The organism is Streptomyces sp. WAC 04229 (assembly GCF_003947455.1).
In the GTDB taxonomy this organism is placed as follows: Bacteria; Actinomycetota; Actinomycetes; order Streptomycetales; family Streptomycetaceae; genus Streptomyces.
The window spans coordinates 35,577-61,857 of sequence record NZ_QHJH01000014.1 but is presented as its reverse complement, the minus strand read 5'-3'; the positions used below and the strand labels follow the sequence as shown (position 1 = coordinate 61,857).

Genomic DNA, 26,281 nt, shown 5'->3' with positions numbered 1-26,281 from the left:
TTGAACCGTTCATCCTCCGACGGGACGTCACCGGTGAGCGGCGGGCCGCGCCCGCGTCTAGCGTGAGGCCATGATCCGGTTCGAGGACGTCACCAAGCGCTATCCGGACGGGACGACGGCCGTGGACGGCCTGAGTCTGGAGGTGGCCGAGGGCGAGCTGGTCACGCTCGTCGGCCCGTCGGGCTGCGGCAAGACGACCACGATGATGATGGTCAACCGGCTGATCGAGCCGACCTCGGGGCGCATCCTCGTGGACGGCGAGGACGTGGCGAGTGTCGATCCGGTGCGACTGCGGCGGCGGATCGGGTACGTCATCCAGCAGGTGGGGCTCTTCCCGCACCGGACGGTGCTGGACAACACGGCGACGGTGCCGGCGCTGGTCGGCTGGAAACGGGCGAAGGCGCGGGAGCGGGCCGCCGAGCTGCTGGACCTGGTCGGCCTGGACCCTGCCCAGTTCGGGCCGCGCTATCCGGACCAGCTCTCCGGCGGGCAGCGGCAGCGGGTCGGCGTGGCGCGGGCGCTGGCCGCCGATCCGCCGGTGCTGCTGATGGACGAACCGTTCGGGGCGGTCGACCCTGTGGTGCGGGCGCAGTTGCAGGACGAGTTCCTGCGGATGCAGGCCGCGGTGCGCAAGACGGTGCTGCTGGTCACGCACGACATCGAGGAGGCGGTGCGGCTGGGCGACCGGATCGCCGTGTACGGGGAGGGACGCATCGAGCAGTACGACACGCCCGGCGCGGTGCTCGGCACTCCCGCGACCCCGTACGTCGCCTCCTTCGTGGGCGCGGACCGCGGCCTGAAGCGGCTGTCCGTGACCGAGATCGAGCCGGGCGACCTGGAACAGCCGCCGGTGGCGCGGCTGGACGAGCCGGCCGGGCGGGCCGCCGCCGGACTGCGGGCGCGGGGAGCGCGGTGGGCCGTCGTCCTGGACGACGAGGGCGAACTGCACGGCTGGGTCGGTGTCGACGACCTCGGCGCGGACGGGACGGTCGGCGCGCACGCCCGCCGGATGAAGGCGTGGGTGCCGGTGGGCGCGCCGCTGAAGCAGGCGTTCGGGGTGATGCTCCAGCACGACGCGGGCTGGGTCGCGGTACTGGACGGGGCCCGCTTCCTCGGCGTCCTGACACCCGCCAAGCTGCACGAGGCGCTGCGCAGGTCGGTCGACGCGGACGCGCTGGGGGTGCCTCGGGACGAGGTGCCGTTCGACTCGGTGGCGGACGCCTGAGTGGGTGCCGCGGGCCGTCAGCCCTTCAGCAGGCCCTTGTCCCGGAGGTAGGAGCGGGCCACGTCCTGAGGCAGCCGGCGCCAGCTGTCCACCTGCTGGTTCAGGTCGGCCAGGTCGGCCGTGGTGAGCACCGCGTTGAGCTTGTCGAGCGCCTTGGTGACGCCCTTGCCGCCCGCCCGGGCCCGGTTGACGACCGGGACGATGTAGTCGGCGTTCTGGAGCTTCTTGTCGTCGGCGAGCAGCACCAGGCCGAAGGCGTCCAGGGTGGCGTCCGTGGTGGTGGTCAGCACGAGTTGGTCCTCGCCGTTCTGCACCGCCCGCTTCGCCTGCGTCGTGCCGACGCCCTTGGGGTCGACGGCCGTGATGTCGATGCCGTACGTCTCGCGCAGTCCCGGCGCGCAGTACGGCCGCTCCACGCACTCGTCGCCCGCCGCGAGCCGCACCTCCAGTCCCGAGTCCCCGAGGTCGCCGAGGGTCTTCAGACCGTGCCGGCGGGCGTAGGACCGGCTCACCGCGAAGGCGTTCTGGTCCACCGCCCGGCCGGGGTCCAGGACGGTGAGTCCGCGGGGTGCGGCCAGCCCGCGCAGCGCCCGCATCGTGGTGTCCAGGTCGGGCGAGCCGACCGGGGGCGCGTCGGCGCCGCGGCTCTTGGCGTTCAGCCAGTCGGCGAAGGTGGCGGCGTACTCGGGGACGACGTCGATCTGCCCGGACTCCAGGGCGGGTTCGTAGAGTTCGCGGTTGGCGACCGTGATCAGCGACGCCTCGTACCCGGCGTCGCCCAGCAGCAGGGCGTACATCTGGGCCAGCAGGTCGCTCTCGGTGAATCCGGCGGAGCCGACGGTCAGCCGTCGGCTGTCGCCGGGCGGCGCGGTGACCGACCCGCGGTCCTCCAGGGACGGGCCGGTGGCGCAGCCGGTGAGGATCAGGAGGACCGTGAGGGCCGGCCCGCGTCGGGCCCCGGTCGCCCGGGTCATCCCGCGCCTCTCGCCCACCGCGGGGACAGCCGCTCGGCGAGTTCGAAGAGGCCCTCGACGACCAGCGCGAAGGCGGCGACGAGGACGGCACCGGCCACGACCTGCGGCGTGCTGGCGAGGTTGAACCCCGCAGTGATGATCCTGCCCAGCCCTCCCCCGCCCGCGAGGGCGGCGATGGTGGCGGTCGCGACGAGCTGGACGGCGGCGATGCGTACCCCGTTCATCACCATGGGGAGCGAAAGCGGCAGTTCCACGCGGAACAGCATCTGTCGCCCCGTCATCCCCATGCCGCGTGCCGCCTGGACCACGCCCCGGTCGACCTCGCGCATGCCGACGTAGGCGTTGGTGAGCAGCGGCGGTACGGCGAACAGCACGAGGGCGACGACCGTCGGGCCCTCGCCCCAGCGGCCCACGGGGGTGAGGAGCAGCAGGACCAGCACGGCGAAGGTGGGGACGGCCCGGCCGACGTTGGAGATGTTGACGGCCAGGGCGCCGCCCCTGCCGAGGTGGCCGAGGACCAGGGCGACCGGCAGGGCGATCAGGCAACTGACGACCAGGCAGACGACGGTGAGGACGAGGTGCTGCACGAGACGGTGCGTGATGCCGTTCTCGCCCGGCCAGTGCGCGGGGTCGGTGAGCCAGTCCCAGGCCGCCGTCAGTGTGGTCATCCGCGGGCCGCCCTGGTCCAGGGGGTCATCAGCCGCTGGGCGCCGAGCAGCAGCAGGTCGGCGGCGACGGCGATCAGCACGCACAGCACGGAGGCGGTCAGCACCTGTGCCTTGAAGTAGGTGTTCATCCCCGAGTAGATGAGGTTGCCGAGACCGCCGAAGCCGACGATCGCCCCCACCGTCAGCAGCGACACCGCGGAGACGGTCGCGATCCGCAGGCCGGCCATCGCGGCGGGCAGGGCCAGCGGCAGTTCGACGGCCAGCAGCAGCCGGACCGGGCCGTAGCCCATGCCGCGCGCCGCCTGCCGGATCTCCTCGGGCACCGCCCGCAGCCCGGCCAGGATGTTGCGGACCAGCAGCGTCAGCGAGTACAGCACCAGCCCGGCGACGACGAGGCTCGCCGACAGCCCGTACACCGGCAGAAGCAGGGAGAACATGGCCAGGGACGGGATCGTGTACAGGATCGTGGTCAGGGCCAGCACGGGCCCGGCCGCCCAGCGGCGGCGGCGCGCCAGCACCGCGAGCGGCAGGGCGACGACGAGCGCGATGAACACCGAGGCGGCGGTCAGCTCCAGGTGCTGGAGCACGGCGTCGAGGAGGATCTCACGGCGGGTGCTCAGATACTCCCCGCAGATCCACTCGTTGCGCGCGAGACAGTCGTCCGGAGGTGCGGTCACCTTCCCATTGCATCGGTCCCGCACGGGGGCAGGCGCGTTGTGGTGGCCCGTACGGGGCGCCGGCCACCGGGCGGTGGTGTCGCTGAGTACACCCCCCGATACGGGTTCTGCGCCCAGTGTGGCCCGGCCCGCCGCTCCGTAGCGTCTTCGACGAGGCACCGCACAGGGCGTGCCACCCGGAAGGTGATGACGATGTTCCGTTCCCGCACCCGCGGCGGCCACGACCAGGGCCCCGCCGCCGAGGCCCTCCGGCTCGTCAAGGTGACCCGGACCTACGGCTCCGAGGAGAACGCCGTGACCGCCCTGGACGGAGTGACCCTGAGTCTGGCCCGCTCCACGTTCACGGCGGTCATGGGACCGTCGGGCTCGGGCAAGTCCACGCTGCTGCAGTGCGCGGCGGGGCTCGACCGGCCGGACAGCGGCATCGTGCGGGTGGACGGCGCGGAGCTGACCGGGGGCACCGAGGCGGAGCTGACCAAGTTCCGGCGCGGCCGGGTCGGGTTCGTGTTCCAGCAGTACAACCTGCTGGACACGCTGACGGTCGCGCAGAACACGGTGCTCCCGCTCAAGCTCGCCGGACGCCGCGTCGACCGCGGCCGGGCCCGCGAGATCCTGACCACCGTCGGCCTCGGGGACCGGCTGGGGCACCGCCCCGCCCAGCTCTCCGGCGGCCAGCGGCAGCGGGTGGCGATCGCCCGCGCCCTGGTCACCGAGCCCAGGGTGATCTTCGCCGACGAGCCGACGGGCGCGCTGGACACGCGCAGCGCCCGGCAGGTGATGCTGCTGCTCCAGGAGGCGGTGCGGGTGCACGCGCGGACCGTGGTCATGGTGACGCACGATCCGGTCGCCGCCTCGTACGCCGACTCGGTGGTGTTCCTCGCCGACGGACGGCTGGCCGGACGGATGGACGCGCCGACCCCGGACGCGGTCGCGGAGCGGCTGGCGCACCTGGGCGACACCGTGACGGCGGGGGTGTGAGCGATGCTGGCACTGGCCCTTCGGTCGATCCGGCAGCGCCCCGGACGGTTCCTCGCGACACTGCTGTCCGCCTTCCTGGGCGCGGCGGTCGTCATGACGTTCAACTCAATGCACGACACCGCCGGGCAGGACGGCGTCGACGCGGTCAGCTCGGAGACGCTGGGCACCGCCGCGGGCGTCGTCGGCGGCTACGGCACCCTGCTGGTGTTCTTCGCTGTGGCGTCCACGCTGACGGTCAACGTGCGCCAGCGCACCGCCGAACTGGAGCTGCTGCGCTGCTCGGGGGCGACCCCGGCGCAGATCAGGCGGATGGTCGTGGGTGAGGCGGTGGCCGTGGCGCTGGCGGGCGCCGTGCTGGCGGTCGGCCCGGCGATGCTCGGCGGGCGGGCGCTGCTGGAGATGTTCCAGGACAGCGGGCAGGTCGCGCACTCCGTCGACTACTCCTTCGGCCCGATCGCGCTGGTGAGCGGCGTGGACATCACGCTGCTCGCCGCCGCGGGCGCCGCCTTCCTGGCGGTGCGGCGGGTGACGCGGGGCAGCAGGGAGCGGGCCGGGGCCAAGCGGTTCCTGGCGTACGCCGCGCTGGTCACCGGCGTCGCGGGTGCCGGCTCCACCTTCCTGTTCTCCGCGGCGGACGAGATGCTGATGGCCCCGCCGGCCTACGGGGCGATCCTGCTGTCGGTCGGGATGGCGCTGCTGTCGCCCGGGCTGCTGCGGGGCGTGCTGGACCGGCTGCCACTGACGGGCCCGAGCGGCTGGCTGGCCGTCCGCAACCTGCGCGAGCGGTCCGAGCACCTCGCCGGGATCCTGGTGTCGCTGATCCTGTTCACCGCGGTGTCGGCGGCGACGCTGACCATGCAGGCGGTGGAGAGCGACGCGGTGGCGGCCTCGGGGCTGGTCAAGTCGGTCGACGCGAAGAACCTGGAGACGCTGAACCTGACGGTGGTCGGCATCATCGCGGTGTTCGTCTGCGTGATGCTGGTGAACTCGCTGTACGCGGCGACGACGTACCGCTCCCGTGAGTTCGGGCAGCAGCGGCTGGCGGGCGCGACGCCCGGGCAGGTGCTGCGGGTGGTGGCCACCGAGGGCGTCGTCCTGACGCTCACCGGGGTGTTCTTCGGCACGGTGGCCGCGCTGGCCGGCGTGGTGCCGTTCACGGTGGTCCGCACCGACGCGGTGATGCCGGACCAGTTCGTCGGCGTCTGGCTCGCGATGGTCTCGGTGTCGGCGGCGGTGACGCTGGGGACGAGCGTGGGGACGGCCCGGCGGGTGCTGCGCACACCGGCGGTGGGGGCGGTGACGCTCGCCGCGTGAGCCGGGCACGGGAAGGGAGGGGCGGCCCGCGGTCGCCCCTCCCTTCGGTCTTCCCGTGACAGCGAAGGTGAACAAGCGCTTAGATAGAGGCTGGTACGTAGCGGCCGCACGCACCGCAACAGAGCTGGAGGCCTCCGGTGTTCACTTCCGTCGACGACGTCTCCGCACGCCTCGCCGAGACCGGCTACCTGGCGTCGCCCGCGGTCGCCACGACCGTCTTCCTCGCCGCCCGGCTCGGCAAGCCGCTGCTGGTGGAGGGCCCCGCGGGGGTCGGCAAGACCGAGCTGGCCAAGGCCGTGGCCCGGGTCTCCGACGCCCGGCTGGTACGGCTCCAGTGCTACGAGGGCGTCGACGAGTCCCGGGCCCTGTACGAGTGGAACCACGCCAAGCAGTTGCTGCGCATCAGCGCGGGCCGCGACGAGAGCTGGGACGAGGCGCGGACCGACATCTTCGGCGAGGAGTTCCTGCTCACCCGGCCGCTGCTGACCGCGATCCGCGGGGACGACGCCAAGGTGCTGCTGATCGACGAGACCGACAAGGCGGACGTCGAGGTCGAGGGCCTGCTCCTGGAGGTGCTGAGCGACTTCCAGGTGACCGTGCCGGAGCTGGGCACCATCACCGCGACCCGCCGCCCCTTCGTCGTCCTCACCTCGAACGCGAGCCGCGAGCTGTCCGAGGCGCTGCGCCGGCGCTGCCTGTTCCTGCACATCGGCTTCCCGGAGGAGGAGCTGGAGCGGCGGATCGTGCGGCTGAAGGTGCCGGGGCTGGACGAGGCCCTGGCCGGTTCACTGGTGCGGGTGGTGGGTGCGCTGCGCGCCATGGAGCTGCGCAAGGTGCCGTCCGTCGCCGAGACCATCGACTGGGCCCGCACCCTGCTGGCTCTCGGCGCGGACACCCTGGACGAGACCGTCGTACGGGACACCCTCGGCGTCGTTCTCAAGCACCAGGAGGACGTCCTGCGGGCCGCCGCCAAACTCGACCTGGACGCGCTGTGACCACGGGCGTGGCCACGGGCGTGGCCGAGCGGCTGACGTCGCTGGTGGCGGCGTTGCGGGCGCACGGTGTGCGGGTGGGCACCGGGGAGAGCGTGGACGCGGCTCGGGCGGTGGAGTCACTCGGTCTCGCCGACCGGGAGCTGCTGCGCGAGGGCCTGGCGGCGACGCTGCTGCACACCGCGGACCAGCGGCGGGTGTTCGACCCGGTCTTCGACGTGTACTTCCCGCGCGGCGTCGGCGGCCCGGGCGCCGGTCCCGCCGACCGGGAGGCACTGCGCGACCGGCTCGCCGCGGCGCTCGCCGACGACGACCGGGCGCTGCTGGCCCGGCTGGCCGGGGAGGCGGTGGACGGGTTCGGCGCCTACGGTTCCTCCGGTGCGGGCGGCGGCCCGGGCACGCCGGGCTCCTCCCCCGGTTCGGACGGCTGGTCCTCGCACCAGACGCTCGACCGGCTCCGTCCGCAGACGCTGCTCGCCCGGGTGAGGGACGACGTGCGGGCGCGGGGTGGTGCCCCGGGGTTCACCGACCGGCTCCTGGAGGACGAGATCCGGCGCCGCATCGAGGTCTTCCGGCGGCTGGTGGCCGCGGAGGCGCGGCGCCGGGTCGCGGAGCGGCGCGGACGCGACGAGATCGCCCGGCGGGCGGTGGCCCCGACGCCGGACCGCGTCGACTTCCTGCTCGCCGGGCAGGCCCAACTGGCCGACCTGCGGCGGACGGTGCGGCCGCTGGCCCGCAAGCTCGCCACCCGGCTGACGGCCCGTCGGCGCCGCGCGTCCCGCGGCAGCATCGACCTGCGGCGCACGCTGCGCGGATCGCTGTCCACGGGCGGCGTGCCGATGAAGCCGGTGCTGCGACGACGCCGTCCGGTACGGCCCGAGCTGGTGCTGCTGTGCGACGTGTCCGGGTCGGTGGCGGGATTCTCGGATTTCACCATGCTGCTGGTGCAGGCACTGCACGACCAGTTCGCCAAGGTGCGGGTGTTCGCCTTCGTCAACCGGATCGACGAGGTGACCGGGCTGCTCGCGCACGGCACCGCGGACCCGGAGGGGCTGGGCGCCCGGATCGCTGCGGAGGCGCGGCTCACCGGGTGGCACGGCAGCAGTGACTACGGCGTCGCGCTGGGCGAGTTCGCGGAGCGGTACGCCGACGCGGTCGGCCCGCGCACGACGGTCTTCGTCCTCGGCGACGCCCGCACCAACATGAGCGATCCGAACCTGCCCGCCCTGCGGCGGATCACCGAGCGCTCGCGACGCAGCTACTGGCTCAACCCCGAACAGCGCTCCCGCTGGGGCACCGGCGACTCGGCGGCCCCGGCGTACGCCGAGCTGATCGAGATGCACGAGTGCCGCAACGTCCGTCAGCTCGGCACGCTGGTCACGCGGTTGCTGCCGGTGTGAGGCGCGGGGGCTGTCCGGGCGATCACGCCGCCGGCCGTCTCCGTGCACCCGGTGCTCCCGTGGACGCCGCCGCGGGCGGCCCGGCCGCGTGTGACGTCAGTCGGTGCCCGCCGCGCCACCGGCCGCCGACGGCCGCTCGTACCTGGTCAGGACCACGCCGCCGGGAAACGTCCGCGTCTCCACCAGGTTCAGGTTCGTCCAGCCGTCCAGTGCGGAGAAGAACGGTGTGCCGCCACCCACCAGGACCGGATGGGTGACGACCGTGTACTCGTCGATCAGCCCGGCCCGCATCGCCGCCCCGGCGAGCGCCGCGCCGCCGACCCTCATCGGCCCGCCGTCCCCGGCCTTGAGCCGGGTGATCTCCGCGACCGCGTCGCCGGTGACCAGGCGCGTGTTCCAGTCGACCGTGTCGAGCGTCGACGAGAACACCACCTTCGGCGTGTCCCGCCAGTTCCGCGCGAACTCGATCTCCGCCGGCGTGGCGCCCGGCTGCTGGTCGCCGGTCGGCCAGTAGGCGCTCATGGTCTCCCAGAGCCTGCGCCCGTACAGCAGCAGGCTGATCGCCCGCTCCTCGTCGAGCCACCACTGGAAGAGCTCGTCGCTCGGCTCGCTCCAGCCGATGTCGTCGCCGGGCGCGGCGACGTAGCCGTCCAGGGACAGGTTCATGCCGTAGAGCAGTCTCCGCACGGCACCGGCCTTCCGTCAGTCGGTCTCGGAAGTTCGGAAGTCTAGACGGGCTGCGGCCCCGGCGGGCGTCATGGAAGGGAGGCGCGGGCGATGGTGCCCGCGGTGAGCGTGGCCAGCATCTCCCGCAGGGCGGTCACGAAGTCCAGCTTGAACGCGGTGAGCGAGGGGTCTGCCTCGTAGGCGGCGAGCATGGCCGGGGAGGGCCGTGCGTGCGTCCACACGGCTCCGACGGCCATGATCATGGCCGCGGTCAACTGCGGTGCGCCGTCGCCCAGCTCGGGAAGGTGCCGGTGGGCCAAGGCCGAGACGTCGACGACGTTGGCCACGGCCGCGCGCTTGTGGCGGGCGGCCACCTGCGGGGAGACGTTGTGTTCCAGTACGCCCGCCTGCGCGCTCAGCAGGTCGCACAGGACCCGGCGCTGGGCGAGGGAGCCCGCGACGACGGCGGCGAACTGCTCCGCACGCCGGCTCACCGGAGCGTCCTGGTCCACACCGGCGTGCGCCAGGGCGGGCAGGTCGGCCACCCACTGCCGCCAGGCGCGGTCGAGCAGCTCCAGCAGGATCGCCTCGCGCGATTCGAAGTAGCGCAGCACATTGGACTTCGCCAACCCGACGCGGCGGCTCAGCTCGTTCAGGCTGATCTCGCCGATGGGCATCTCCTCGAGCATGGCGGCGGCGGTGTCGAGGATGGCCCGGCGGCGCACCTCACGCTGCTCCTCACTGCGCGCGCGCTGGAAGTTCGTCATGCCCCCAGATTACAGACTCCCGGTCTTTTGACATCAGACCGGCGGTCTCCTACGTTGGAGCCAGCCGAACAGACCGCCGGTCTGAAAGGGGTCGTCGCCGGAGTCGCCTTCGCCGAGGACATCCCCGGCATGCCCGGCAGGCTCGGTGTCTCGCCCCAGCCGAGCGACGCATGACCGAGCGCACATCCAACGCATCCGAGGAGCGTGACGACGATGAAGCACTGGACTCCGGACGACATCCCCGATCAGACCGGCCGCACCGCGCTGATCACCGGCGGGAACAGCGGGATCGGACTCGAGACCGCCCGCGCGCTCGCCCGGCACGGGGCCCGCGTCATCCTGGCCGGCCGCAGCAAGACCAAGCTGGACAGGGCCGCGGACGCCGTGCGCGCCACGGCCCCCGGGGCCCGGACGGACACCCTCGTGCTCGACCTCTCCGACCTCTCCTCCGTCCGCGACGCGGCCACCCGCATCGCCGAGACCGAGACGGTCGACCTGCTCTTCAACAACGCCGGCGTGATGAACCTGCCCGAGCGGCGCACCACCCAAGACGGCCTCGAGATGACGGTCGGCACCAACCACCTCGGCCACTTCGCCTTCGACGCCCAGGTCTGGCCCGCCGTGCGCCGCTCGTCCGCACCGCGCGTGGTCACCGTCAGCGCCACCGCGGCGCGGTGGCCGATGGGCAGGCTGGACGACCTGATGAGCGAAAAGAGCTACCGCCCCATGGGCGCCTACGCCAAGTCCAAGCGCGCCAACATCGTCTACGCCCTCGAACTCGCGCGCCGCACCGCGAGCGGCCCCGTCGAGGCGCTCGTCGTCCACCCGGGGTCGGCGATGACCGGACTGCAGCAGCACGGCAACGGCCCTCTGAGCCGCGTGATCACCCCGATCGCCGCACGCCTGCTGATGGGCTCGGCCGAGGGCGCGGCCTGGCCCTCGCTGTACGCGGCGACCAGCCCTCACATCCCGCCGGGCAGGTTCGTCGGCCCCGCCGGACGGGACCAGACCTCCGGCACCCCCAAGCCCGCCAAGCTCCCCACCGGCGCCGACGACCCCGCGGAGGGCAGGCGCCTGTGGGCGGCGAGCGAGCAGCTCACAGGCGTCCCCTTCGACCTGTGAGCCCTGGGCCGCCCCCAGGGGGCCACCCGGATCCGCTCAGTCCGCCTTGGCGTACTCCTTCGCCATGGCACCGGCGAAGTCGTACACGACGCACTGTCCGTCGCCGACGACCCAGGCGTCGTGGCCCGGTGAGCAGACGAACACGTCGCCCGGACCCACCTCGCTCTCGGTGCCGTCGTCCATGTGGATGTGCATGCGTCCCTCCACCACGTAGCAGTTGTGATGGATCATGCAGCTGTCGGTGCCCGCGATCGGGGCCACCGACTCCGACCAGCGCCACCCCGGCTCGAAGGTGGCGACGGCGAAGTCGAGTCCCTCCATGTGCACGGCCTCGATGTGGCCACGCGGGAAATCGCGGCGCTCGTCGGGCTTGTCGAGCGTCTTTGCCTGCAACATGACGCTCCTCCTTGTCCTGGCCGTCCCTGGGCCCACCACTCCATCGTCCGCCTGTCAAGTCGGCGGCGCCATCCGGGGGACGGATGCGGTCAGCAGGGCGCGCCGCAGAGTTCGGCGAAACGTGCGGCGTCCACGTTGCCGCCGGAGAGGATCACGCCGACCCGGCGGGGCAGGCCGTCGATCCGGCCGTTCAGCAGGGCGGCCAGCGGGGTGGCGCCGCTCGGTTCGAGGACGGTCTTCAGCCGCTCGAAGGCGAACCGCATCGCGTCCCGGATCTCGTCGTCGGAGACCAGCACGACACCGTCGAGCAGCCGCCGGTTGACGGAGAACGTCAGCTCGCCCGGGGTGGGCAGGGCCTGGCCGTCGGCGATGGTGCGCGGGACCGGCACGGTGACGCGCCGGCCGGCCGCCAGTGAGCGCCGGGTGTCGTCACCGGCCTCGGGCTCGACGCCGATCACCCGGGTGGCGGGGTGCAATCCCTTGACGGCGGTGGCGCTCCCGGCGATGAGCCCGCCGCCGCCGACGGGTGTGATCAGCGCGTCCAGGTCGCCGGTCTCCTCGACGAGTTCGAGGGCGGCGGTGCCCTGTCCGGCGATGACGTCCGGGTGTTCGTACGGCGGGATCAGGGTGAGGCCCCGGTCGGCGGCCAGCGCCTCCGCGATGGCCACGCGGTCTCCGGTGTAGCGGTCGTAGGTGACGATCTCCGCGCCGTATCCCGCGGTGGCCGCGCGCTTGGAGGGCGGCGCGTCCTCGGGCATGACGATCACCGCGGTGGTGCCCAGCTCGCGGGCGGCGAGGGCGACCGCCTGGGCGTGGTTCCCGGAGGAGTAGGCGGCGATGCCCCGGGACAGCTGCTCCGGCGTGAGGCGGGAGGCCGCGTGATAGGCGCCGCGGAACTTGAAGGCGCCGACCCGCTGGTGGTTCTCGCACTTGAGGAAGACCTCGGCGCCGACGAGGGCGTCCAGGGTGCGGGAGCGCAGCACCGGGGTGCGGTGCGCGACGCCCTCGATGCGGGCGGCGGCGGCCCGCACGTCGTCGAGGGTGACCGGCGGGGTGGTGGTCGTCACGGGTGTCCTCCGGCGGGGTCGGCGGCCGGCCCGCTCACGGCGCGGGCCTGGGAGAGGTAGTGGTAGGCGGAGGCCCGGGAGATGCCGAGCCGGGCGGCGACATGCTCGACCGAGCGGCGTACGGCGAACACGCCGCGCCCGTCCAGGTCGCGGAAGAGCTCCAGGCGCTGGGCGCGGTCCAGCGCCGCCCAGCCGGCGCCCCGGCGCAGCGGGTGGGCGTCCACGATCGCCTCGACCACCGCGTCGATGTCGTCACCGAAGGTGGTGGCCGGCGGATCGGCGGGGGTGCCCGCGGTCCCGGCCAGGGAGCCGAGCAGGGCGTGCGCCCGGTCCACGGCGGTGACGTCCAGGTTGACGCACAGGGCGCCGAACACGGCGCCCGTGGAGTCGCGCAGCACCATCGTGGACGACTTCAGCAGGGTGCCGCCGTCCGTGCGCGTGACGTAGTTCAGCTCGTCCCGGGCCTCGTCGCCGCGGGCCAGGACGCGCATGCCGATCTCGCTCATCGCCCCGCCGACCGTCCGTCCGGTCACCGAGCCGGCGACCGCGACCACCGACCGCTCGGGGTCCCGGTAGTCGTGCAGGACCGCCTCGCAGACCGGCCCGAACGTGGCGGCGATCCCCTCGACGACCGGGCGCAGGGCGGCGAGGACCGCGTCGCGCTCGGCGTCCAGCGCCGTTTCGCTCATCAGGGGCTCCTTGCTCGGACTCCAACGAGCTTCAGACTACACGTCCAGCTGCTGGACTGACAGTCCAGTCCCGACCCGCGTCGCGGCGGTCCTGTCATTGCGCCGCCGCCTCTGGCACCCTTCCCGGCACCTCGCACTGTCCGAGTCCCTCGTACGGAGGTCGCTTCCGCCATGCCCAAGGACGCCAGGTCCCCGAAGAAGCTGCGCAGCAACCGCGCGGCACTCACGCACAAGGTCGGGTACGCACTGCGCCACCCCGAGCGGGTCGGCCCCTACGTCCGCCGGGCCGGGCGGGACGCGTGGCTGCGGCTCAGGCACCCCGACCACGTCGGCTACTACCGGGCCGTGATGGCCTCCGACACCCGCCGCGACCCCGAGGCCGCGGTCGGCAGCCGGACCCACGACCGCTGGCTGGCTCTCGGGCAGATGCAGTTCGACTACCTCGTCGAGCACGGACTCCGTCCGGAGCACCGCATGCTCGACATCGGCTGCGGCAACCTGCGCGGCGGCTGGCGCTTCATCGAACACCTCGACGCCGGCCACTACTACGGCATCGACATCTCGCCGGACATCCTGATCGCCGCCAAGAGGACGCTGACCGAGCGCGGACTCCAGGCCAAGCTGCCCCACCTGACCCTCACCGGGGACCTCACGCTGGATTTCCTGCCCGACGGCCACTTCGACGTCGTCCACGCGCACAGCGTCTTCTCGCACTCCCCGCCGGGCGTCATCGACGAGTGCCTGCGCAACGTGGGCCGCGTCCTGACCGACACCGGGTTCTTCGACTTCACCTTCGACCGCACGGAGGGCACCGAACACCAGGTGCTGCGCGAGGACTTCTACTACCGCACGGACACCCTGCTCACGCTGGCCGCCCAGCACAACCTGCACGCGCGGTTCATGGAGGACTGGGAGAAGCGCCCGCACGGCCAGTCGAAGATCAGGGTGAGCCGCTCACCGCTGCCGCTCTAGGGTCCGCCGCGTCGCCTCCGGAGCCGGACACCGCGGGTCCGGCTCCGGCCGCCCGCGCATACCTCCTCCTGTGTGATCACTCCGCAAGCCCTGCCCGTTTCAGGTGTTTTGTCTGCTTAGCATGCGGGGTCCGCCACGCCCCGTACGAGAGGACACCAGATGGCGCCCACGGGCCGTCACAGCGCACTGGCCGAGCACGCGTTCTCCCCGCACGACGCGGTGCTGCGTGCCGCCGCCCGGCACCTCGGCCGCAGGCGCTTCCTCACCGTGACCGCGGCCACCGCTGCACTCGCCTTCGCCACCAACCGGCCGGCCCGCGGCGCGGTCGCGGCCCGCGAGCGCGAGGCCGCCCGGATCACCAAGGACCCCTTCACCCTCGGCGTCGCCTCCGGCGACCCGATGCCGGACTCGGTGCTGCTGTGGACCCGGCTGGCTCCCGAGCCCTTCCTGGAGGACGGGGGGATGGGCACGGAACGGGTCACGGTCGAGTGGGAGGTGGCCTTCGACGAGTACTTCGCGGCGGTCCTGCTGCGCGGCACCGCCGAGGCGCACGCCGAGTACGCCCACAGCGTGCACGTCGACGTGAAGGGCCTCACCCCCGGCACGGTCTACTACTACCGCTTCCGCGCCGGCGCCTGGCTCAGCCCGGCCGGCCGCACCCGCACCGCGCCGCCGGCGGGCAGCGCCACCTCGGGTCTGAAAATCGCGACCGTCGCCTGTCAGGCGTACCAGGACGGCTACTACACGGTGCACCGGCACGTCGCCCAGGACGACGTCGACGTGGTCTTCCACCTCGGCGACTACCTGTACGAGTACGCGGTGAACTCGGCGGGCGGCGAGCGCAACTACACCGACGTCACGCTGCCCGACGTGTTCAACCGCGAGACGATGACCCTCGCGGACTACCGGATGCGGTACGCGCTCTACAAGAGCGACGAGGACCTCCAGGCCGCGCACGCCGCGCATCCGTTCGTCGTGACCTGGGACGACCACGAGACCGAGAACAACTACGCCGGGAGCATCCCCGAGAACGACATCCCGCCGGAGGAGTTCCTGCTGCGGCGGGCCGCCGCCTACCGCGCGTACTGGGAGAACCAGCCGCTGCGCGCCGAGCAGCTGCCGCAGGGACCGGACGCCCGGCTGTACCGCCGGCTGCACTGGGGCACCCTCGCCCAGTTCGACTTCCTCGACACCCGCCAGTACCGCTCCGACCAGGCGTACGACGACCGGCCGCACGCCCCCGGGCCCGAGTCCGACGACCCGGCGCGCACCATGACGGGCGCCGCGCAGGAGCAGTGGCTGCTGGACGGCTGGCAGGGCTCGACCGCGCTGTGGAACGTGATGCCCCAGCAGGTCTGCTTCTCCCAGCGCAAGTTCGACGACACCGCCGACGCCGCGCTCTCGATGGACGCCTGGGACGGCTACCGCGCCTCGCGCGACCGGGTCGTCGCCGGGGCGAAGGCCACCGGGGTCGACAACTGGCTGATCCTCACCGGCGACGTGCACGTGGGCTACGCCCTGGACGTCAAGGAGGACTTCGACGACCCGGCGTCGGCCACCGTCGGCACCGAGATCACCTGCACCTCGGTGGCCAGCGGCCGGGACGGCGTGGAGCAGCCCGCCAACTGGGACCTGTACCTGCGGGCCAACCCGCACATGAAGTTCTACAACGGCAAGCGCGGCTACGTCCGGGTGGAACTGGACCGTCAGGCGGCCCACCTGGACTTCCGGACGGTGTCCGCCGTCACCACGCCCGGCGCCGCGATCACCACGGCCGCGTCCTTCGTCACGGAGGCGGGCGCACCGGGTCTGAAGCCCGCCTGAGCCCCCGGCCCGGCGGACGGGTGGGTGCCGCGCGTACTGCACTTGGCACCCACCGCGTCCCCCATAGCGCGAATGACGGCGGGGGCCGGTGTCACCGCCGGTCTTTCCGGCAAGACCTGTGACTTCGTCGCAGTCGCACCGTGATCCGCGGTCGCGCACCGAACACCGCTGTCTCGCACAGCCCTCGAAGGAGGCACATCGCATGGTCGGCAGACACGCCGCGCGCAGCCGCCGCGCAGCTCTCACCGCGCTCGGCGCCCTGGTCCTGACCGCTCTCCCCTCGGCCGCGTCGGCCGCGCCGCTCCCCGCTCCCGGTGCGCAGCCCACCGCCGTCCGGACGCCCGCCCCGGCGGCGCCGTCGGCGCGGATGCTGCGCGCGATGGAGCGCGACCTCGGGCTGGCGCCCGGGCAGGCGGCGGCACGGCTGGCCAACGAGCAGGAGGCGGGTACGCGCGCGGGCATGCTGCGCAACACGCTGGGCGACCGCTTCGCGGGGGCCTGGGTGAGCGGCGCGACCTCCGCCGAACTGACCGTCGCCACCACGGACGCGGCGGACACCTCCGCCATCGAGGCGGGCGGCGCCAAGGCGGCGGTCGTCGAGCGGGGCCTGGCCGAACTCCGCTCGGTCAAGGAGAAGCTGGACGCGTCCGCCGTCCGGATGCGGACCCGGCAGACGCCGGTCTGGTACGTCGACGTGAGGACCAACCGGGTCGTGGTCCAGGCCACCAGCCGGTCCGCGGCGGACACCTTCGTCGAGAACGCCGGCCTGGCGGGCCGGGACGTGGGCGTCCGGATCTCCCCGAACCAGCCGCGGCTGCTGACGGACCTGGTCGGCGGCGACGCCTACTACATCAACGACCAGGCCCGCTGCTCCATCGGCTTCGGCGTCACCAAGGACGACCAGCAGGGCTTCGCCACGGCCGGGCACTGCGGCGACCCGGGCGCCACCACCACCGGGTTCAACGAGGCCGCCCAGGGCACCTTCGAGGCCTCGACCTTCCCCGGCAAGGACATGGCCTGGGTGAGCGTCAACTCGGACTGGACGGCGACGCCGGACGTGAAGGGCGAGGGCGGCGAGAGGGTGCAGATCGCCGGCTCGGTGGAGGCGCTCGTGGGCGCCTCGGTGTGCCGCTCGGGCTCGACCACGGGGTGGCACTGCGGCACCATCCAGCAGCACGACACGAGTGTCACGTACCCGGAGGGCACCGTGAACGGGCTCACCGAGACGACGGTGTGCGCCGAACCCGGCGACTCGGGCGGCCCCTACGTCTCGGGCTCCCAGGGACAGGGCACCACGTCCGGCGGCTCCGGTGACTGCACCAACGGCGGGACCACCTTCTACCAGCCGATCAACGCGCTGCTGAGCGACTTCGGCCTCACCCTGAAGACCACCTCGGCCGCGGCCGGGACCCCCGCGCCGCCACAGGACAACGCGGCGGCGGACGCGTGGACCTCGGGCCGCGTGTACGAGGCGGGCGCCACGGTGTCCTACGCGGGCGCGCGCTACCGGTGCCTGCAGGGCCACCAGGCGCAGGGCGCGGGCTCGCCGGAGAGCACCCCGGCCCTGTGGCAGCGGGTCTGACGAACCGACGGCCGCCGCGAGGCGGTGCTGGGCGCGGGGCCGCCGCTGAACGCGGCCCCGCGCCTATCGCTGTGTCTGCTGTGTCCGCTGCGTCTGCGCGAGGAAGGCGTAGGCGCCCGCGATGAAGGGGTCCCCGGCGCGGAAGCGTCTGCCGCACACCGCCGCCAGGGCCGTGCCCGTGTCGGGGCGGAAGCCCAGGAACGCCTGCTGGCCCAGGGTGGCCCCGCTGTGGAAGTACATCGGCCCGCCGTCGGTGGGGTGCCGGAACCACGCCACCGTGTGCACGTGCCGGTGCCCCAGGCCCCGCCGCAGCACGGGTACGCGCACGGCGCCCAGCGCTCCGGCGGCCGGTGAACCGGCCGGGTCGAGGTGGGCCTCGAGGAAGGTGAGCAGGTCGTGCGGGGTGGACCGGACGGCCCCGGCCGCCTGGAAGCCGCCCGGGTCGAACGGCGGGACGAGGGTGCGGCCGTCCTTGCCGTGTCCCACGGCGTCGGTGCCGGGGCCCTCGGCACGCAGGGCGGTGCCGCCGAGGCCGAGCGGTTCGAGGACCTGACGGGTGAGCAGGTCTTCCCAGGGGGTCCCCAGGACCGCGGCGACCGCGTGGCCGAGCACGGAGACGCCGTAGTTGGAGTAGTGCCAGCGGGTTCCGGGACGGTGCCTGGGCCGGTGGTGCAGGAAGGTGTCCGTCAGCCGCTCGGCCGGGTAGCGCGCGTAGGGGTTGGTGCGCCAGGCGGGCAGTCCGGTGCGCAGGAAGCCGGCCGGGAGGGCGGGCAGTCCCGCCGTGTGGGTGAGCAGGTGGGCCAGCGTCACGGGGTGCGGGCCGGCCGGGCGGCCCGGGTCCAGGCAGGTGACGGCCGCCTCGCCGCCGGTGAGCGCGCCGCGCCGCACGAGCCGGGTCAGCAGCAGTCCGGTGAACGTCTTGGAGGCCGAGCCGATCTCGTAGCGCAGGTCCTCGCGGGGGACGTCGCGGGGTGGTGCGGTGCCGCCGCCGACCAGGGTGCGCCGACCGTGCCGGGAGACGGCGAAGACGACGTCGGGGGCGTCGCAGGCGGCGACGGCCTCGGCCAGCCGTTCGCGCAGGGCGGCGTCGTCGGCGGGTCCGGGCGGAACCTGCGGGCCCGCCGGGAAGTCGCCCGCGTCCTCGGGGTCGCCCGGCCAGGGCGTGGGACGGTCCGTCACGACGCCGTGTGCGCCAGCTCGCTGAGCGCGCGGGAGGTGGCGAGCAGGGAGGCGAAGGCGGCGACCAGGGTCGGGTGGTAGACCAGGTCGAACAGCGATTCGGGGTCGCCCTCGGGCATCGTGCGTACGGCGGGCATGGCGCCGTCGGGCTGCTGCGCGGCGGCGAAGCCCCGCCAGGCGGCCTCGTCGAGAGTGGGCCGGGGCAGGCAGGCGTCGACCACGAGGAGTTCGCCGAGCAGGTCCCAGCGTTCGAGGTCCAGCCAGTCGTCGATCCACACCGGCAGCCAGGTGGCTAGGTACTCGGCGACGGAGGGCGGCAGCCCGCCGGGGTTCTCGCCCCAGTCGGTCAGGTGGAAGACGGTGTGCGTGATGTCGTACGCGGTGTGGCCCTCGACCGTCCAGGGCTCGGGGGTCCCGGCCAGCCAGGTGGCGGCGACCAGGTCGCCCTCGGGCGGCCGGGCGGCCAGGCCGAAGCGGCGCTGGAAGGCGGACAGGCCCAGGCGCCGGGTCGGCGTCACCGGGAACCGCGCCCAGCTGTCCAGCCGGTGGTTGAGGACCGTGGCCTCCTCCACCTCGGGCTGGCTGTAGCCCAGCTCCCTGAACGGCAGGTACACCTCGAAGGGGACGGGCGAGAAGGGCTCGATCCGCTGGCCGCGCACCAGCATCCGGCCGCCGTCCAGGGTCTCGCGCCAGGTGTGGTCGAGCAGTTGGCGCGCGAGCTGGGCCTGCCGGGAGCCGGCGACGCCCTCGCGGAAGAGCACCTTGCAGATCAGGGCGAGTTCGCCGATCGGCTTGAAGCGCTCCAGGAAGCCGGTCTCGGGGTCCACGTCCTGCTCCAGGCGGAAGCCGTCGCGGTGGACCCAGAGCCACTCCAGCGCGCCGGCGCCGACGCCGTGGATCAGGCGGGTGTCCGTCATCCCGGCACTCCTTGTCCGGCGTGGTCCGTGTCCGGCAGCCGTGCGGTGGTGAGGGCGGCCGCGAACACGGCCATCAAAGTGGAGTGGTAGCAGTCCGTGAAGTCGTAGGGGTCGGTTCCCGCGCGCTCCCCGGCGGCGTCCTGCAGGGCGCCCTCCTCGGGTATCGCGCCGGACGTGTCCTGGGCGGCCGCGACGCGCGGCCAGGCGTCCTCCAGGACGGCCGGCTCCGGCGGGTGCGGCAGGCTGGCGGCGACGGCCAGCAGTTCGCAGCTCAGGTCCCACATCCGGGCCTCCAGGCAGGTGTCGAGCCAGGGCGGCAGCCAGTGCGCCAGGTAGTCGGCGAGATCGGGTGGCACGCCCTGGGCACTGCGTCCCCAGTCGGTGAGGTGGAAGACGACGTGGGTGAGCGCGTAGCCGGCCGCCCGTTCGAAGGTCCACGGCTCGGGCAGGCCGCCCAGCCAGGTCCGGCCCAGCGCCTGCGGGAGCCGCCCGTGCGGGTGGATGCCGCTGTGCCGCTCGGCCTCCAGCACGCCGAGCCGCCGGGTGGGGTACTGCTCGGTCAGCCGCCAGCCGCGGGTACGGGCCACCACCGCGGCGGACGCCTCGTAGCCCGGGTGGCGGAATCCGGCCGAGGCGAAGGCGGCGTACACCTCCAACGGGTAGGTGGCGAACGGCTCCAGCGACTGCATCAGCGGGAACAGCTCGCCCCGGTGGGTCTGCTGCCAGGCGAAGTCCAGCAGGTCGGACACCCGGCCGTGCAGCGGGTCCGACGGCGGGGTGCACAGGGACACGGAGGCGCAGACCCGGGTGAGTTCGCCCAGCGGTTTCCAGGTCCGGTTGACCTGGCCCTCCGCCGCGAGCGCGTCCTCGCCGAGCGCGAAGCGGTCGCGGTGGTCCCACACCCAGTCCAGGGCCGCCTCCTCGACGCCCCGGACGCTCACAGGAGGACTCCGGCGGGCATCAGCCGCGCCGCCTCCAGCTGGAGCGCCACCCTGGGGTCCGAGCCGCCCATCAGGCGTACGAAGTCGAGTCCCGCTTCGAGGCCCAGGCTCTCCGGCACCCCGTCCAGGAGGGTGAGCCAGCGTCCGGCTCCGGCCGCCTGCTGCCAGTCCCGGCGGCGCACCGCCCGGACGAAACCGCGGGCCACGTCCACCGGGCGGCGCCGGGCCAGGCGGGTCACCGCGCACTCCTCGCCGGGCAGCGCGAGCGGCGCGAGGACCGCGAGCTGATGGGTCAGCACCTGCCAGCCGGCCTCGTCGAGCCAGCCGGTGCCGGGTTCCGCACCCGGCTCGCCGGCGGTCGGACCGGGCGGCGTCTGGTCGAGCCGGCGCAGGGCACGGGCCATGGCCCAGTGGCTCCATACGACGGTGGGGGCCGCGTCGGGACGCGGCGGATGGGCCGTGACGGCGTCCTTGAACACCGCGAGTTGCCCGGGGTCGGGCGGAACGCGCAGGAGGGCGGCGGGCAACAGCGTGTCGGCGCCCAGAACGCGCACCGCCGCACGCGCGACGCCCTCACCGGCGCCGCCGGTCGTCAGGGTGCTGCCCGCTCGCACGTGGTCTCCGCTCCGAAGAGCGGAGACCACGTCGGAAGCGAGGTCCAGCACCGCGCCCTGCAGGAGGGCCGACGTGCTCGACTGCTCCATTTCACTGCTCCCGTCGGTCCGTCAACCCTTCTTCGGGCGCGGGGCCGGCGGCGAAAGCAGCAGGCTGCCACCTCCGGACTGGAGGGCGAGCGCGGCGCACTCGCGGCTGTCACGGAAGACTCCGTCAGCCTCGGCGGGGTCGAGTACCGCGTCGATCTCGATGTTCTCGGTGCGGGTGACTTCCTCGAGCACCTTGTCCTTGGAAGGCATTTCACCATCTCCCTCTGGTAGCCAAATGGCCTTCACACCCAAGGGTGTCCGGTGAGTCCCAAAACATGCCTCTCTTCTCAAAATTCTCAGAAGATAACTTCTTCAACAAAAGCGACATACGAGGCGCGCCGGGGCTCTCACGCCCGGCGCAGGCGCCACACGTTGTCCTCGCGGAAGCCCTCGGCACCCTCCGGTGAGACGCTCGGACGGCGGACGGTCTCCGCGGTCACGACGGTCCACTCGCCGTCCGGCAGGGCGAGTTCGGCGAGGACCCCGTCCAGGGTGGGGAAGACCGCGTCGAAGGGCGGCTCGGTCTGCCAGGAGGGCCAGCCGGCGTGCATCACGACCAACAGCGTGCCGCCGTGCGCCACGGCCCGCGCCGCGGCGTCCAGTACCGCCCGCTGGTCGAAGGCGACCGGGGACTGCAGGTACTGCGCGTTGACCAGGTCGAACGCGCCCTCGGGGAAGGAGAGTCCCAGCTCGTGGCGTTCCCAGGCGACCCGGTCGCCCACCCCGGCCTCGGCCGCGTGCCCGGCGGCGCGTTCGAGAGCGGTGCCGGAGATGTCCACGCCGGTGACCCGCCAGCCGCGGGCGGCCAGCCACACGGCGTCAGCGCCCTCACCGCAGCCGAGGTCCAGCGCGGTCCCGGGTGTGAGGCTGCTCGCCTCGCGCACCAGCAGGCCGTTGGGGCGGCCGCTCCAGACCCGGTCGGTGTCGCGGTAGCGGGCCTCCCAGAACTCCGCGGCGGGGGCGGGGAGGGGCAGGTCGGTCATGGTGCCTCCTGGGCGGCGTTCGGACGCGTCTGCGACACGGGGCGCGCCGTGTGCACGCGCCCGTACGCAGGCTGCACCGGCCGCACCGGCGACGCCAAAGGTGTTTGCCGGACCGGCAAATTCCGGCCCTCGCGTGTCAGCGGGTGAGCGCGTCCGCCTCGGCGTCCGACGGGTCGGTGCGCAGCCACACGGTCCGCCGAGGGAAGGGGGTCTCGATGCCCGCGTTGTCCAGCGCGTCCTTGACCCGGCGGCGCAGTTCGCGGGTGACGCCCCACTGCTGGAGCGGCTCGGTCCTGACCGCGAGGCGCACCAGCACGCCCTCGGCGTCCAGGGACTGCACGCCCCACACGGCGGGGTCCTCCAGCAGGACGTCGGCGAACTCCGGTTCCTCGCGCAGCGCGCGGCCGGTGTCCTCCAGCACGCGGTAGACCGTGTCGAGGTTCGCGTCGTGGGCGACGGCGACGTCCAGGACGGCCCGCGCCCACTCCTGACTGTCGTTGCGGACCCGCAGGATCTCGCCGTTGCGGATGTGCCACAGACCGCCGTTGAGGTCGCGCACGTGGGTCAGCCGCAGGCCGACGTGCTCGACCTCGCCGATGGCCTCCCCGAGGTCGACGGAGTCGCCGACGCCGTACTGGTCCTCGACCATGATGAGCAGGCCGGACAGGTAGTCGGCGACGAGGCTCTGCGCGCCGAAACCGATCGCCAGGCCGACCACTCCGGCGCTGGCGAGCAGCGGACCGAGCGCGATGCCGACCTGGTCGAGCACCATGGCCACGCCGACCATGAACAGCACGATGGTCACGACGCTGCTGAGCACCGAGCCGATGGTGCGGGCCCGCTGTTCGCGGCGTTGCCGCGCCCGGGACCGGTCGCGGTGCAGGACGGCGGCACCCCGGCCGGACCTGCGTGGCCTGCTGCGCTCGGCCTCGCCCGCCGGTGGTTCCAGGACCCGCTGGACGACCCGGGTGATGGCCCGCTTGGCCACCGCGCGCAGCACCAGGAGGACCACGACGATGAGCGCGATGCGCAGGGGTATCCCGATGAGCGCCTCGGTGTGGTCGCCGAACCAGTCCGACCAGGAGGCCGCCAACCGCGTGTCCGTGCCCCGGCCGGTGGGTGGGAAGGTGTGCGACATCGGCTCGACTGCTCCGTTCTTCGGGGATGACGTGTCCGCCGTCGGGGCCGCCTACCCACCCGGGGCCCGAACATGACGGCCGGTGAGTCGCGACACACGCACCCTCGTTCCCGTCACTCGCCCCCTATGTCCGACAGTTGCGTCATCTTCACTCGTTACCGGCCCATCACCGGCGTCCGCCGGGGAACCCGCAGGGAGTCGTCCACAGCGGAGGGGGACCCGCGCCGTGGTTTATGTTGCCGTCCTGCTGTTGCCCGGAGTCGGGCTGCTGCTGTTCACCATGACGTATCTGGAGGACCGGCTCTTCGCCGATCCGGTCCCGGCCCGGCACGCCCGGCGCCGCCATCTGAGACTCCTCCCGGGCGGCCGCGGCCAGGACGCCCCCGCCCGCCTCCCCGAGGCGGCCGCGCCGCGCCCCGCGGAACGGGACGCCGCCGCCTGATCCCGGTGCGCGCACCCCGCCGAGCGGCGCCGCGGCGCCTCGGGCGATGCTGTTCCCGACGGGACACACGCGGCTCGGACGAGGAGATCGGATGGACACCGGGGAACGGCACGACGCGGACGAGGAGTTCGTCGGGTTCTGGCGGGAGCGCCGGGTGTGCTTCCTGTCGACGCCGCGCGCGGACGGGAGCCCGCACCTGGTCCCGGTCGGAGTGACGTACGACCACACCACGCGCACGGCCCGGGTCATCACCGGCCGGGGCACCGCCAAGGCCCGCAACGTGCTGCGGGCCGGGTCCGCCGTCGTCGCCGTGGGGCAGGTCGACGGCAGACGCTGGTCCACCCTGGAGGGCGTCGCGACCGTGCGGGAGGACGCCGGGTCGGTCCGCGACGCGGAGGTCCGCTACGCGGCCCGCTACCGGCAGCCCCGGGAGAACCCGGAGCGGGTCGTCATCGAGATCGAGGTGCGGCGCTTCCTCGGCACGGTGCGGCCCGTCGCGGGGGCTCCCGGCGCGTGACGTCCCGCCCGGGTCACTCCGTCCCGGGCGGTGTGCGGTGGCCGAGCCGGCTCGGCCACCAGGCGACGCGGCCGATGTCGCGGGCGAGCGCGGGCACCAGCAGGGAGCGCACCACGAGGGTGTCCAGCAGGACGCCGAAGGCCACGATGAAGGCGATCTGCACCAGGAAGGCCAGCGGGATCACCCCGAGCGCGGCGAAGGTGGCGGCGAGGACGACACCGGCGGAGGTGATCACGCCGCCGGTGGCGGTCAGGCCCCGCAGGATGCCCTCCCGCACCCCGTGCCGCAGCGACTCCTGGCGCACCCGGGACATCAGGAAGATGTTGTAGTCCACGCCCAGGGCGACCAGGAACACGAACCCGTACAGCGGGACGGAGGCGTCCGTGCCGCTGAAACCGAACACGTGGGTGAAGACGAGGGCCGAGATGCCCAGGGTGGCCAGGAAGTTCAGCGCCACCGTGGCCACCAGCAGCACCGGCATCAGCAGCGAGCGCAGCAGGGCGATCAGGATGACCAGGATGATGGCGAGGACCACGGGCACGATGAGCGTGCGGTCGTGTTCGGCGGTGCGCTGGGTGTCGTACTGCTGGGCGGTGTACCCGCCGACCAGGGCGTCCGCGCCGGGCACCTCGTGGACGGCGGACCTGAGCCGGGCCACCGCGCTCTTGGCGGCGTCGCTGTCGGCCGGCGCCTGGAGCGTCGCGTCGATCCGCACCCGGCCGTCGACGACCTTCGGCTCCCCGCCCCCGGGGCGGCCGGAGGCGGTGACCGGGGCGGCGGAGGCGACGCCGCGAGTGTCGCGGGCGGCCGTGAGGACCGGGTCGAGCCGGTCGGCGTCGGCGATGATCACGGCGGGGTTGCCGGAGCCGCCCGGGAAGTGCCGGGCCAGCGTCTGCTGGGCGGAGACCGAGGGCGCGTCGTTGACGAAGATCTCGTCCAGCGGGACGCCCCGGGAGGTCAGGGTCGGCGCGAAGGCGGCGCAGGCGATCAGCGCGGCCAGCGAGACCGCCCAGATGCGGCGCGGGGCCCGGTCCACCCGTTCGGCGACGCGGTGCCACAGGCGGTGCCCGGCTTCGGGGTCGCCGGTCCGGACGGGCTTGGCCGGCCAGTAGGCGGCGCGGCCGAGCAGCACCAGCACGGCGGGCAGGAAGGTGAGCGTGCTCAGCACCGCGCAGACGATGCCGATGGCGCCGACGGGCCCGAGCGCGCGGTTGTTGGTGAGGTCGCTGAGCAGCAGCGCCAGCAGGCCCAGGGCGACGGTCGCCGCGCTGGCGACGACGGCGCCCCAGGAGGCCCGCAGCGCGGCGAGGACGGCGCCGAACCGGTCGGGGTGCCGGGCGAGTTCCTCGCGGAAGCGGGCGGTGAGCAGCAGCGCGTAGTCGGTGGCGGCGCCGATGACCAGGATGGAGAGGATGCCCTGGACCTGCCCGTCCACGCGCACGACGCCGCGGTCGGCGAGGGCGTACACGATCGCGCAGGCCAGGCCGAGGGCGAAGACCGCGCCGAGGATGATGACCAGGGGCAGCAGGACGCTGCGGTAGACGAGCAGCAGGATCACCAGCACGGTGATCAGGGCGACGCCGAGCAGCAGTCCGTCGATGCCGGAGAAGGCGTCGGAGAGGTCGGCCTGGGAGGCGGCCGGTCCCGCGAGCTGCGCCTCGGTGCCGGGCACCTTCCCGACGGCGTCCTGGACGCGTTCCAGGGCGTCGGGCAGCGCCTCGCCGAGGTCGGGCCTCAGCTGGACGACGGCCTGGAGCGCCTCGCCGTCCTCGGAGGGCAGCGCCGGTGACGGGGCCCCCACGACGCCGGGCTCACCCTCCACGGAGGCGACCGACCGGGTGGCCGCCGCGCGGTGCTCGGTGACGGAGCCGCCGTCGTCCGCGGTCCACACGACGATCACCGGGAGCGTCTCGTCCTGCTGGAACGCCTTCTGGGCGTCGACGACCCGGGTGGACTCCGCGCTGCGGGGCAGGAAGGCGGCCTGGTCGTTGGTGGCGACCTCGCCGAGCTTCCCGGCGTACGGGCCGAGTACTCCTCCGATGCCGAGCCAGGCCAGAAGCAGGACGATCGGGACGAGCCAGCGGGCGCGTCGGGTGGGGATGGACATCGGTCTTCAGGTCTCCTGGTCTCCGGCGGCGAGGAAAGTA

The 26,281-nt window shown here is 73.5% G+C and carries 27 protein-coding genes; 11 read left to right on the top strand and 16 right to left on the bottom strand.

Annotated features, from left to right (window positions below; genetic code table 11):
• The first annotated feature begins 70 nt into the window (after positions 1–70).
• The gene (locus DMH12_RS06665; RefSeq protein ID WP_125490614.1) at positions 71–1,225 is read left to right on the top strand and encodes an ABC transporter ATP-binding protein; all 1,155 of its coding nucleotides are present in this window, start codon (positions 71–73) and stop codon (positions 1,223–1,225) included.
• A 17-nt stretch (positions 1,226–1,242) separates the two neighbouring features.
• On the opposite strand, the gene DMH12_RS06660 is transcribed toward DMH12_RS06665, so the two are convergent.
• The 3 genes from DMH12_RS06660 to DMH12_RS06650 are packed head-to-tail and all read right to left on the bottom strand — an operon-like array spanning position 1,243 to position 3,544.
• Entirely contained in the window at positions 1,243–2,199 is a 957-nt protein-coding gene (locus tag DMH12_RS06660; protein WP_125490613.1) for an ABC transporter substrate-binding protein, read from the bottom strand.
• The gene (locus DMH12_RS06655) at positions 2,196–2,867 is read right to left on the bottom strand and encodes an ABC transporter permease (protein WP_125490612.1); all 672 of its coding nucleotides are present in this window, start codon (positions 2,865–2,867) and stop codon (positions 2,196–2,198) included. The genes DMH12_RS06660 and DMH12_RS06655 overlap by 4 nt, the downstream gene beginning before the upstream one ends.
• Complete coding sequence (locus tag DMH12_RS06650) at positions 2,864–3,544, bottom strand: ABC transporter permease (protein ID WP_125490611.1); 681 nt, start codon at positions 3,542–3,544, stop codon at positions 2,864–2,866. Before DMH12_RS06650 ends, DMH12_RS06655 begins: the two co-directional genes overlap by 4 nt.
• 186 nt (positions 3,545–3,730) lie before the next feature.
• Between DMH12_RS06650 and DMH12_RS06645 the strand changes: the two genes are divergently transcribed.
• The 4 genes from DMH12_RS06645 (at position 3,731) to DMH12_RS06630 (ending at position 8,228) form a co-directional block, all read left to right on the top strand.
• Positions 3,731–4,522: an ABC transporter ATP-binding protein gene (locus tag DMH12_RS06645; RefSeq protein WP_185832177.1), complete on the top strand. Its 792-nt coding sequence runs from the start codon at positions 3,731–3,733 to the stop codon at positions 4,520–4,522.
• Between the two features lie 3 nt (positions 4,523–4,525).
• On the top strand, positions 4,526–5,836 hold the full coding sequence (locus DMH12_RS06640; RefSeq protein ID WP_125490609.1) for an ABC transporter permease: 1,311 nt from the start codon (positions 4,526–4,528) through the stop codon (positions 5,834–5,836).
• Between the two features lie 137 nt (positions 5,837–5,973).
• Positions 5,974–6,831, top strand: a complete 858-nt coding sequence (locus tag DMH12_RS06635; protein WP_125490608.1) for a MoxR family ATPase — start codon at positions 5,974–5,976, stop codon at positions 6,829–6,831.
• Positions 6,828–8,228 carry a VWA domain-containing protein gene (locus tag DMH12_RS06630; RefSeq protein WP_260474117.1) on the top strand — a complete coding sequence of 467 codons (1,401 nt, stop codon included), beginning with the start codon at positions 6,828–6,830 and terminating at the stop codon, positions 8,226–8,228. The genes DMH12_RS06635 and DMH12_RS06630 overlap by 4 nt, the downstream gene beginning before the upstream one ends.
• A gap of 96 nt (positions 8,229–8,324) precedes the next feature.
• Here DMH12_RS06630 and DMH12_RS06625 read toward each other — a convergent pair whose 3' ends face one another.
• A complete protein-coding gene (locus tag DMH12_RS06625) occupies positions 8,325–8,915 on the bottom strand; it encodes a dihydrofolate reductase family protein (RefSeq protein ID WP_125490607.1) in 591 nt (196 codons plus the stop codon).
• Between the two features lie 68 nt (positions 8,916–8,983).
• Positions 8,984–9,661 (bottom strand): TetR/AcrR family transcriptional regulator, encoded by a 678-nt coding sequence (locus DMH12_RS06620; RefSeq protein ID WP_125490606.1) that lies wholly within the window; start codon positions 9,659–9,661, stop codon positions 8,984–8,986.
• 213 nt (positions 9,662–9,874) lie between these two features.
• Here DMH12_RS06620 and DMH12_RS06615 point away from each other — a divergent pair, with 213 nt between their 5' ends.
• Positions 9,875–10,783: an oxidoreductase gene (locus DMH12_RS06615; RefSeq protein ID WP_185832176.1), complete on the top strand. Its 909-nt coding sequence runs from the start codon at positions 9,875–9,877 to the stop codon at positions 10,781–10,783.
• A 36-nt stretch (positions 10,784–10,819) separates the two neighbouring features.
• Here DMH12_RS06615 and DMH12_RS06610 read toward each other — a convergent pair whose 3' ends face one another.
• The 3 genes from DMH12_RS06610 to DMH12_RS06600 form a co-directional block, all read right to left on the bottom strand.
• Complete coding sequence (locus tag DMH12_RS06610) at positions 10,820–11,179, bottom strand: cupin domain-containing protein (RefSeq protein WP_122615267.1); 360 nt, start codon at positions 11,177–11,179, stop codon at positions 10,820–10,822.
• Between the two features lie 89 nt (positions 11,180–11,268).
• Positions 11,269–12,246 (bottom strand): pyridoxal-phosphate dependent enzyme, encoded by a 978-nt coding sequence (locus DMH12_RS06605; protein WP_125490604.1) that lies wholly within the window; start codon positions 12,244–12,246, stop codon positions 11,269–11,271.
• A complete protein-coding gene (locus DMH12_RS06600) occupies positions 12,243–12,935 on the bottom strand; it encodes a transcriptional regulator (protein ID WP_125490603.1) in 693 nt (230 codons plus the stop codon). The genes DMH12_RS06605 and DMH12_RS06600 overlap by 4 nt, the downstream gene beginning before the upstream one ends.
• A 171-nt stretch (positions 12,936–13,106) precedes the next feature.
• On the opposite strand from DMH12_RS06600, the gene DMH12_RS06595 reads away from it, so the two are divergent.
• The 3 genes from DMH12_RS06595 (at position 13,107) to DMH12_RS06585 (ending at position 17,313) form a co-directional block, all read left to right on the top strand.
• Positions 13,107–13,907, top strand: a complete 801-nt coding sequence (locus tag DMH12_RS06595; protein ID WP_125490602.1) for a class I SAM-dependent methyltransferase — start codon at positions 13,107–13,109, stop codon at positions 13,905–13,907.
• 159 nt (positions 13,908–14,066) lie between these two features.
• Positions 14,067–15,731 carry an alkaline phosphatase gene (locus tag DMH12_RS06590; RefSeq protein WP_125490601.1) on the top strand — a complete coding sequence of 555 codons (1,665 nt, stop codon included), beginning with the start codon at positions 14,067–14,069 and terminating at the stop codon, positions 15,729–15,731.
• Positions 15,732–15,933: 202 nt separating this feature from the next.
• On the top strand, positions 15,934–17,313 hold the full coding sequence (locus DMH12_RS06585; protein WP_125490600.1) for an alpha-lytic protease prodomain-containing protein: 1,380 nt from the start codon (positions 15,934–15,936) through the stop codon (positions 17,311–17,313).
• A 63-nt stretch (positions 17,314–17,376) separates the two neighbouring features.
• On the opposite strand, the gene DMH12_RS06580 is transcribed toward DMH12_RS06585, so the two are convergent.
• The 7 genes from DMH12_RS06580 to DMH12_RS06550 all read right to left on the bottom strand — a co-directional run bounded on the left by DMH12_RS06580 (position 17,377) and on the right by DMH12_RS06550 (position 23,175).
• Positions 17,377–18,492, bottom strand: a complete 1,116-nt coding sequence (locus DMH12_RS06580; RefSeq protein WP_125490599.1) for a serine hydrolase — start codon at positions 18,490–18,492, stop codon at positions 17,377–17,379.
• On the bottom strand, positions 18,489–19,409 hold the full coding sequence (locus tag DMH12_RS06575; protein WP_125490598.1) for a DUF6895 family protein: 921 nt from the start codon (positions 19,407–19,409) through the stop codon (positions 18,489–18,491). Before DMH12_RS06575 ends, DMH12_RS06580 begins: the two co-directional genes overlap by 4 nt.
• Entirely contained in the window at positions 19,406–20,350 is a 945-nt protein-coding gene (locus DMH12_RS06570; protein ID WP_125490597.1) for a DUF6895 family protein, read from the bottom strand. The genes DMH12_RS06575 and DMH12_RS06570 overlap by 4 nt, the downstream gene beginning before the upstream one ends.
• Entirely contained in the window at positions 20,347–21,054 is a 708-nt protein-coding gene (locus DMH12_RS06565; protein WP_125490596.1) for a hypothetical protein, read from the bottom strand. The genes DMH12_RS06570 and DMH12_RS06565 overlap by 4 nt, the downstream gene beginning before the upstream one ends.
• 21 nt (positions 21,055–21,075) lie before the next feature.
• Positions 21,076–21,264: a hypothetical protein gene (locus DMH12_RS06560; protein WP_122615275.1), complete on the bottom strand. Its 189-nt coding sequence runs from the start codon at positions 21,262–21,264 to the stop codon at positions 21,076–21,078.
• 137 nt (positions 21,265–21,401) lie between these two features.
• Positions 21,402–22,037, bottom strand: a complete 636-nt coding sequence (locus tag DMH12_RS06555; protein ID WP_125490595.1) for a bifunctional 2-polyprenyl-6-hydroxyphenol methylase/3-demethylubiquinol 3-O-methyltransferase UbiG — start codon at positions 22,035–22,037, stop codon at positions 21,402–21,404.
• Positions 22,038–22,173: 136 nt separating this feature from the next.
• Positions 22,174–23,175 (bottom strand): mechanosensitive ion channel family protein, encoded by a 1,002-nt coding sequence (locus DMH12_RS06550; protein WP_125490594.1) that lies wholly within the window; start codon positions 23,173–23,175, stop codon positions 22,174–22,176.
• 226 nt (positions 23,176–23,401) lie between these two features.
• Here DMH12_RS06550 and DMH12_RS06545 point away from each other — a divergent pair, with 226 nt between their 5' ends.
• Both DMH12_RS06545 and DMH12_RS06540 read left to right on the top strand, forming a co-directional pair.
• Positions 23,402–23,617 (top strand): hypothetical protein, encoded by a 216-nt coding sequence (locus DMH12_RS06545; RefSeq protein ID WP_125490593.1) that lies wholly within the window; start codon positions 23,402–23,404, stop codon positions 23,615–23,617.
• Positions 23,618–23,708: 91 nt separating this feature from the next.
• Positions 23,709–24,134, top strand: a complete 426-nt coding sequence (locus DMH12_RS06540; protein ID WP_125490592.1) for a PPOX class F420-dependent oxidoreductase — start codon at positions 23,709–23,711, stop codon at positions 24,132–24,134.
• Between the two features lie 13 nt (positions 24,135–24,147).
• On the opposite strand, the gene DMH12_RS06535 is transcribed toward DMH12_RS06540, so the two are convergent.
• Complete coding sequence (locus DMH12_RS06535; protein WP_125490591.1) at positions 24,148–26,241, bottom strand: MMPL family transporter; 2,094 nt, start codon at positions 26,239–26,241, stop codon at positions 24,148–24,150.
• Positions 26,242–26,281 lie beyond the last annotated feature (40 nt).

What these genes read in the sequence shown, in the direction of transcription:
- DMH12_RS06665 (WP_125490614.1), top strand. Translation starts at nt 71, where the DNA reads ATGATCCGGTTCGAGGACGTCACCAAGCGCTATCCGGACGGGACGACG.
- DMH12_RS06660 (WP_125490613.1), bottom strand. Translation starts at nt 2,199, where the DNA reads ATGACCCGGGCGACCGGGGCCCGACGCGGGCCGGCCCTCACGGTCCTC.
- DMH12_RS06655 (WP_125490612.1), bottom strand. Translation starts at nt 2,867, where the DNA reads ATGACCACACTGACGGCGGCCTGGGACTGGCTCACCGACCCCGCGCAC.
- DMH12_RS06645 (WP_185832177.1), top strand. Translation starts at nt 3,731, where the DNA reads ATGACGATGTTCCGTTCCCGCACCCGCGGCGGCCACGACCAGGGCCCC.
- DMH12_RS06640 (WP_125490609.1), top strand. Translation starts at nt 4,526, where the DNA reads ATGCTGGCACTGGCCCTTCGGTCGATCCGGCAGCGCCCCGGACGGTTC.
- DMH12_RS06620 (WP_125490606.1), bottom strand. Translation starts at nt 9,661, where the DNA reads ATGACGAACTTCCAGCGCGCGCGCAGTGAGGAGCAGCGTGAGGTGCGC.
- DMH12_RS06615 (WP_185832176.1), top strand. Translation starts at nt 9,875, where the DNA reads ATGAAGCACTGGACTCCGGACGACATCCCCGATCAGACCGGCCGCACC.
- DMH12_RS06610 (WP_122615267.1), bottom strand. Translation starts at nt 11,179, where the DNA reads ATGTTGCAGGCAAAGACGCTCGACAAGCCCGACGAGCGCCGCGATTTC.
- DMH12_RS06600 (WP_125490603.1), bottom strand. Translation starts at nt 12,935, where the DNA reads ATGAGCGAAACGGCGCTGGACGCCGAGCGCGACGCGGTCCTCGCCGCC.
- DMH12_RS06595 (WP_125490602.1), top strand. Translation starts at nt 13,107, where the DNA reads ATGCCCAAGGACGCCAGGTCCCCGAAGAAGCTGCGCAGCAACCGCGCG.
- DMH12_RS06590 (WP_125490601.1), top strand. Translation starts at nt 14,067, where the DNA reads ATGGCGCCCACGGGCCGTCACAGCGCACTGGCCGAGCACGCGTTCTCC.
- DMH12_RS06585 (WP_125490600.1), top strand. Translation starts at nt 15,934, where the DNA reads ATGGTCGGCAGACACGCCGCGCGCAGCCGCCGCGCAGCTCTCACCGCG.
- DMH12_RS06575 (WP_125490598.1), bottom strand. Translation starts at nt 19,409, where the DNA reads ATGACGGACACCCGCCTGATCCACGGCGTCGGCGCCGGCGCGCTGGAG.
- DMH12_RS06565 (WP_125490596.1), bottom strand. Translation starts at nt 21,054, where the DNA reads ATGGAGCAGTCGAGCACGTCGGCCCTCCTGCAGGGCGCGGTGCTGGAC.
- DMH12_RS06560 (WP_122615275.1), bottom strand. Translation starts at nt 21,264, where the DNA reads ATGCCTTCCAAGGACAAGGTGCTCGAGGAAGTCACCCGCACCGAGAAC.
- DMH12_RS06555 (WP_125490595.1), bottom strand. Translation starts at nt 22,037, where the DNA reads ATGACCGACCTGCCCCTCCCCGCCCCCGCCGCGGAGTTCTGGGAGGCC.
- DMH12_RS06550 (WP_125490594.1), bottom strand. Translation starts at nt 23,175, where the DNA reads ATGTCGCACACCTTCCCACCCACCGGCCGGGGCACGGACACGCGGTTG.
- DMH12_RS06540 (WP_125490592.1), top strand. Translation starts at nt 23,709, where the DNA reads ATGGACACCGGGGAACGGCACGACGCGGACGAGGAGTTCGTCGGGTTC.
- DMH12_RS06535 (WP_125490591.1), bottom strand. Translation starts at nt 26,241, where the DNA reads ATGTCCATCCCCACCCGACGCGCCCGCTGGCTCGTCCCGATCGTCCTG.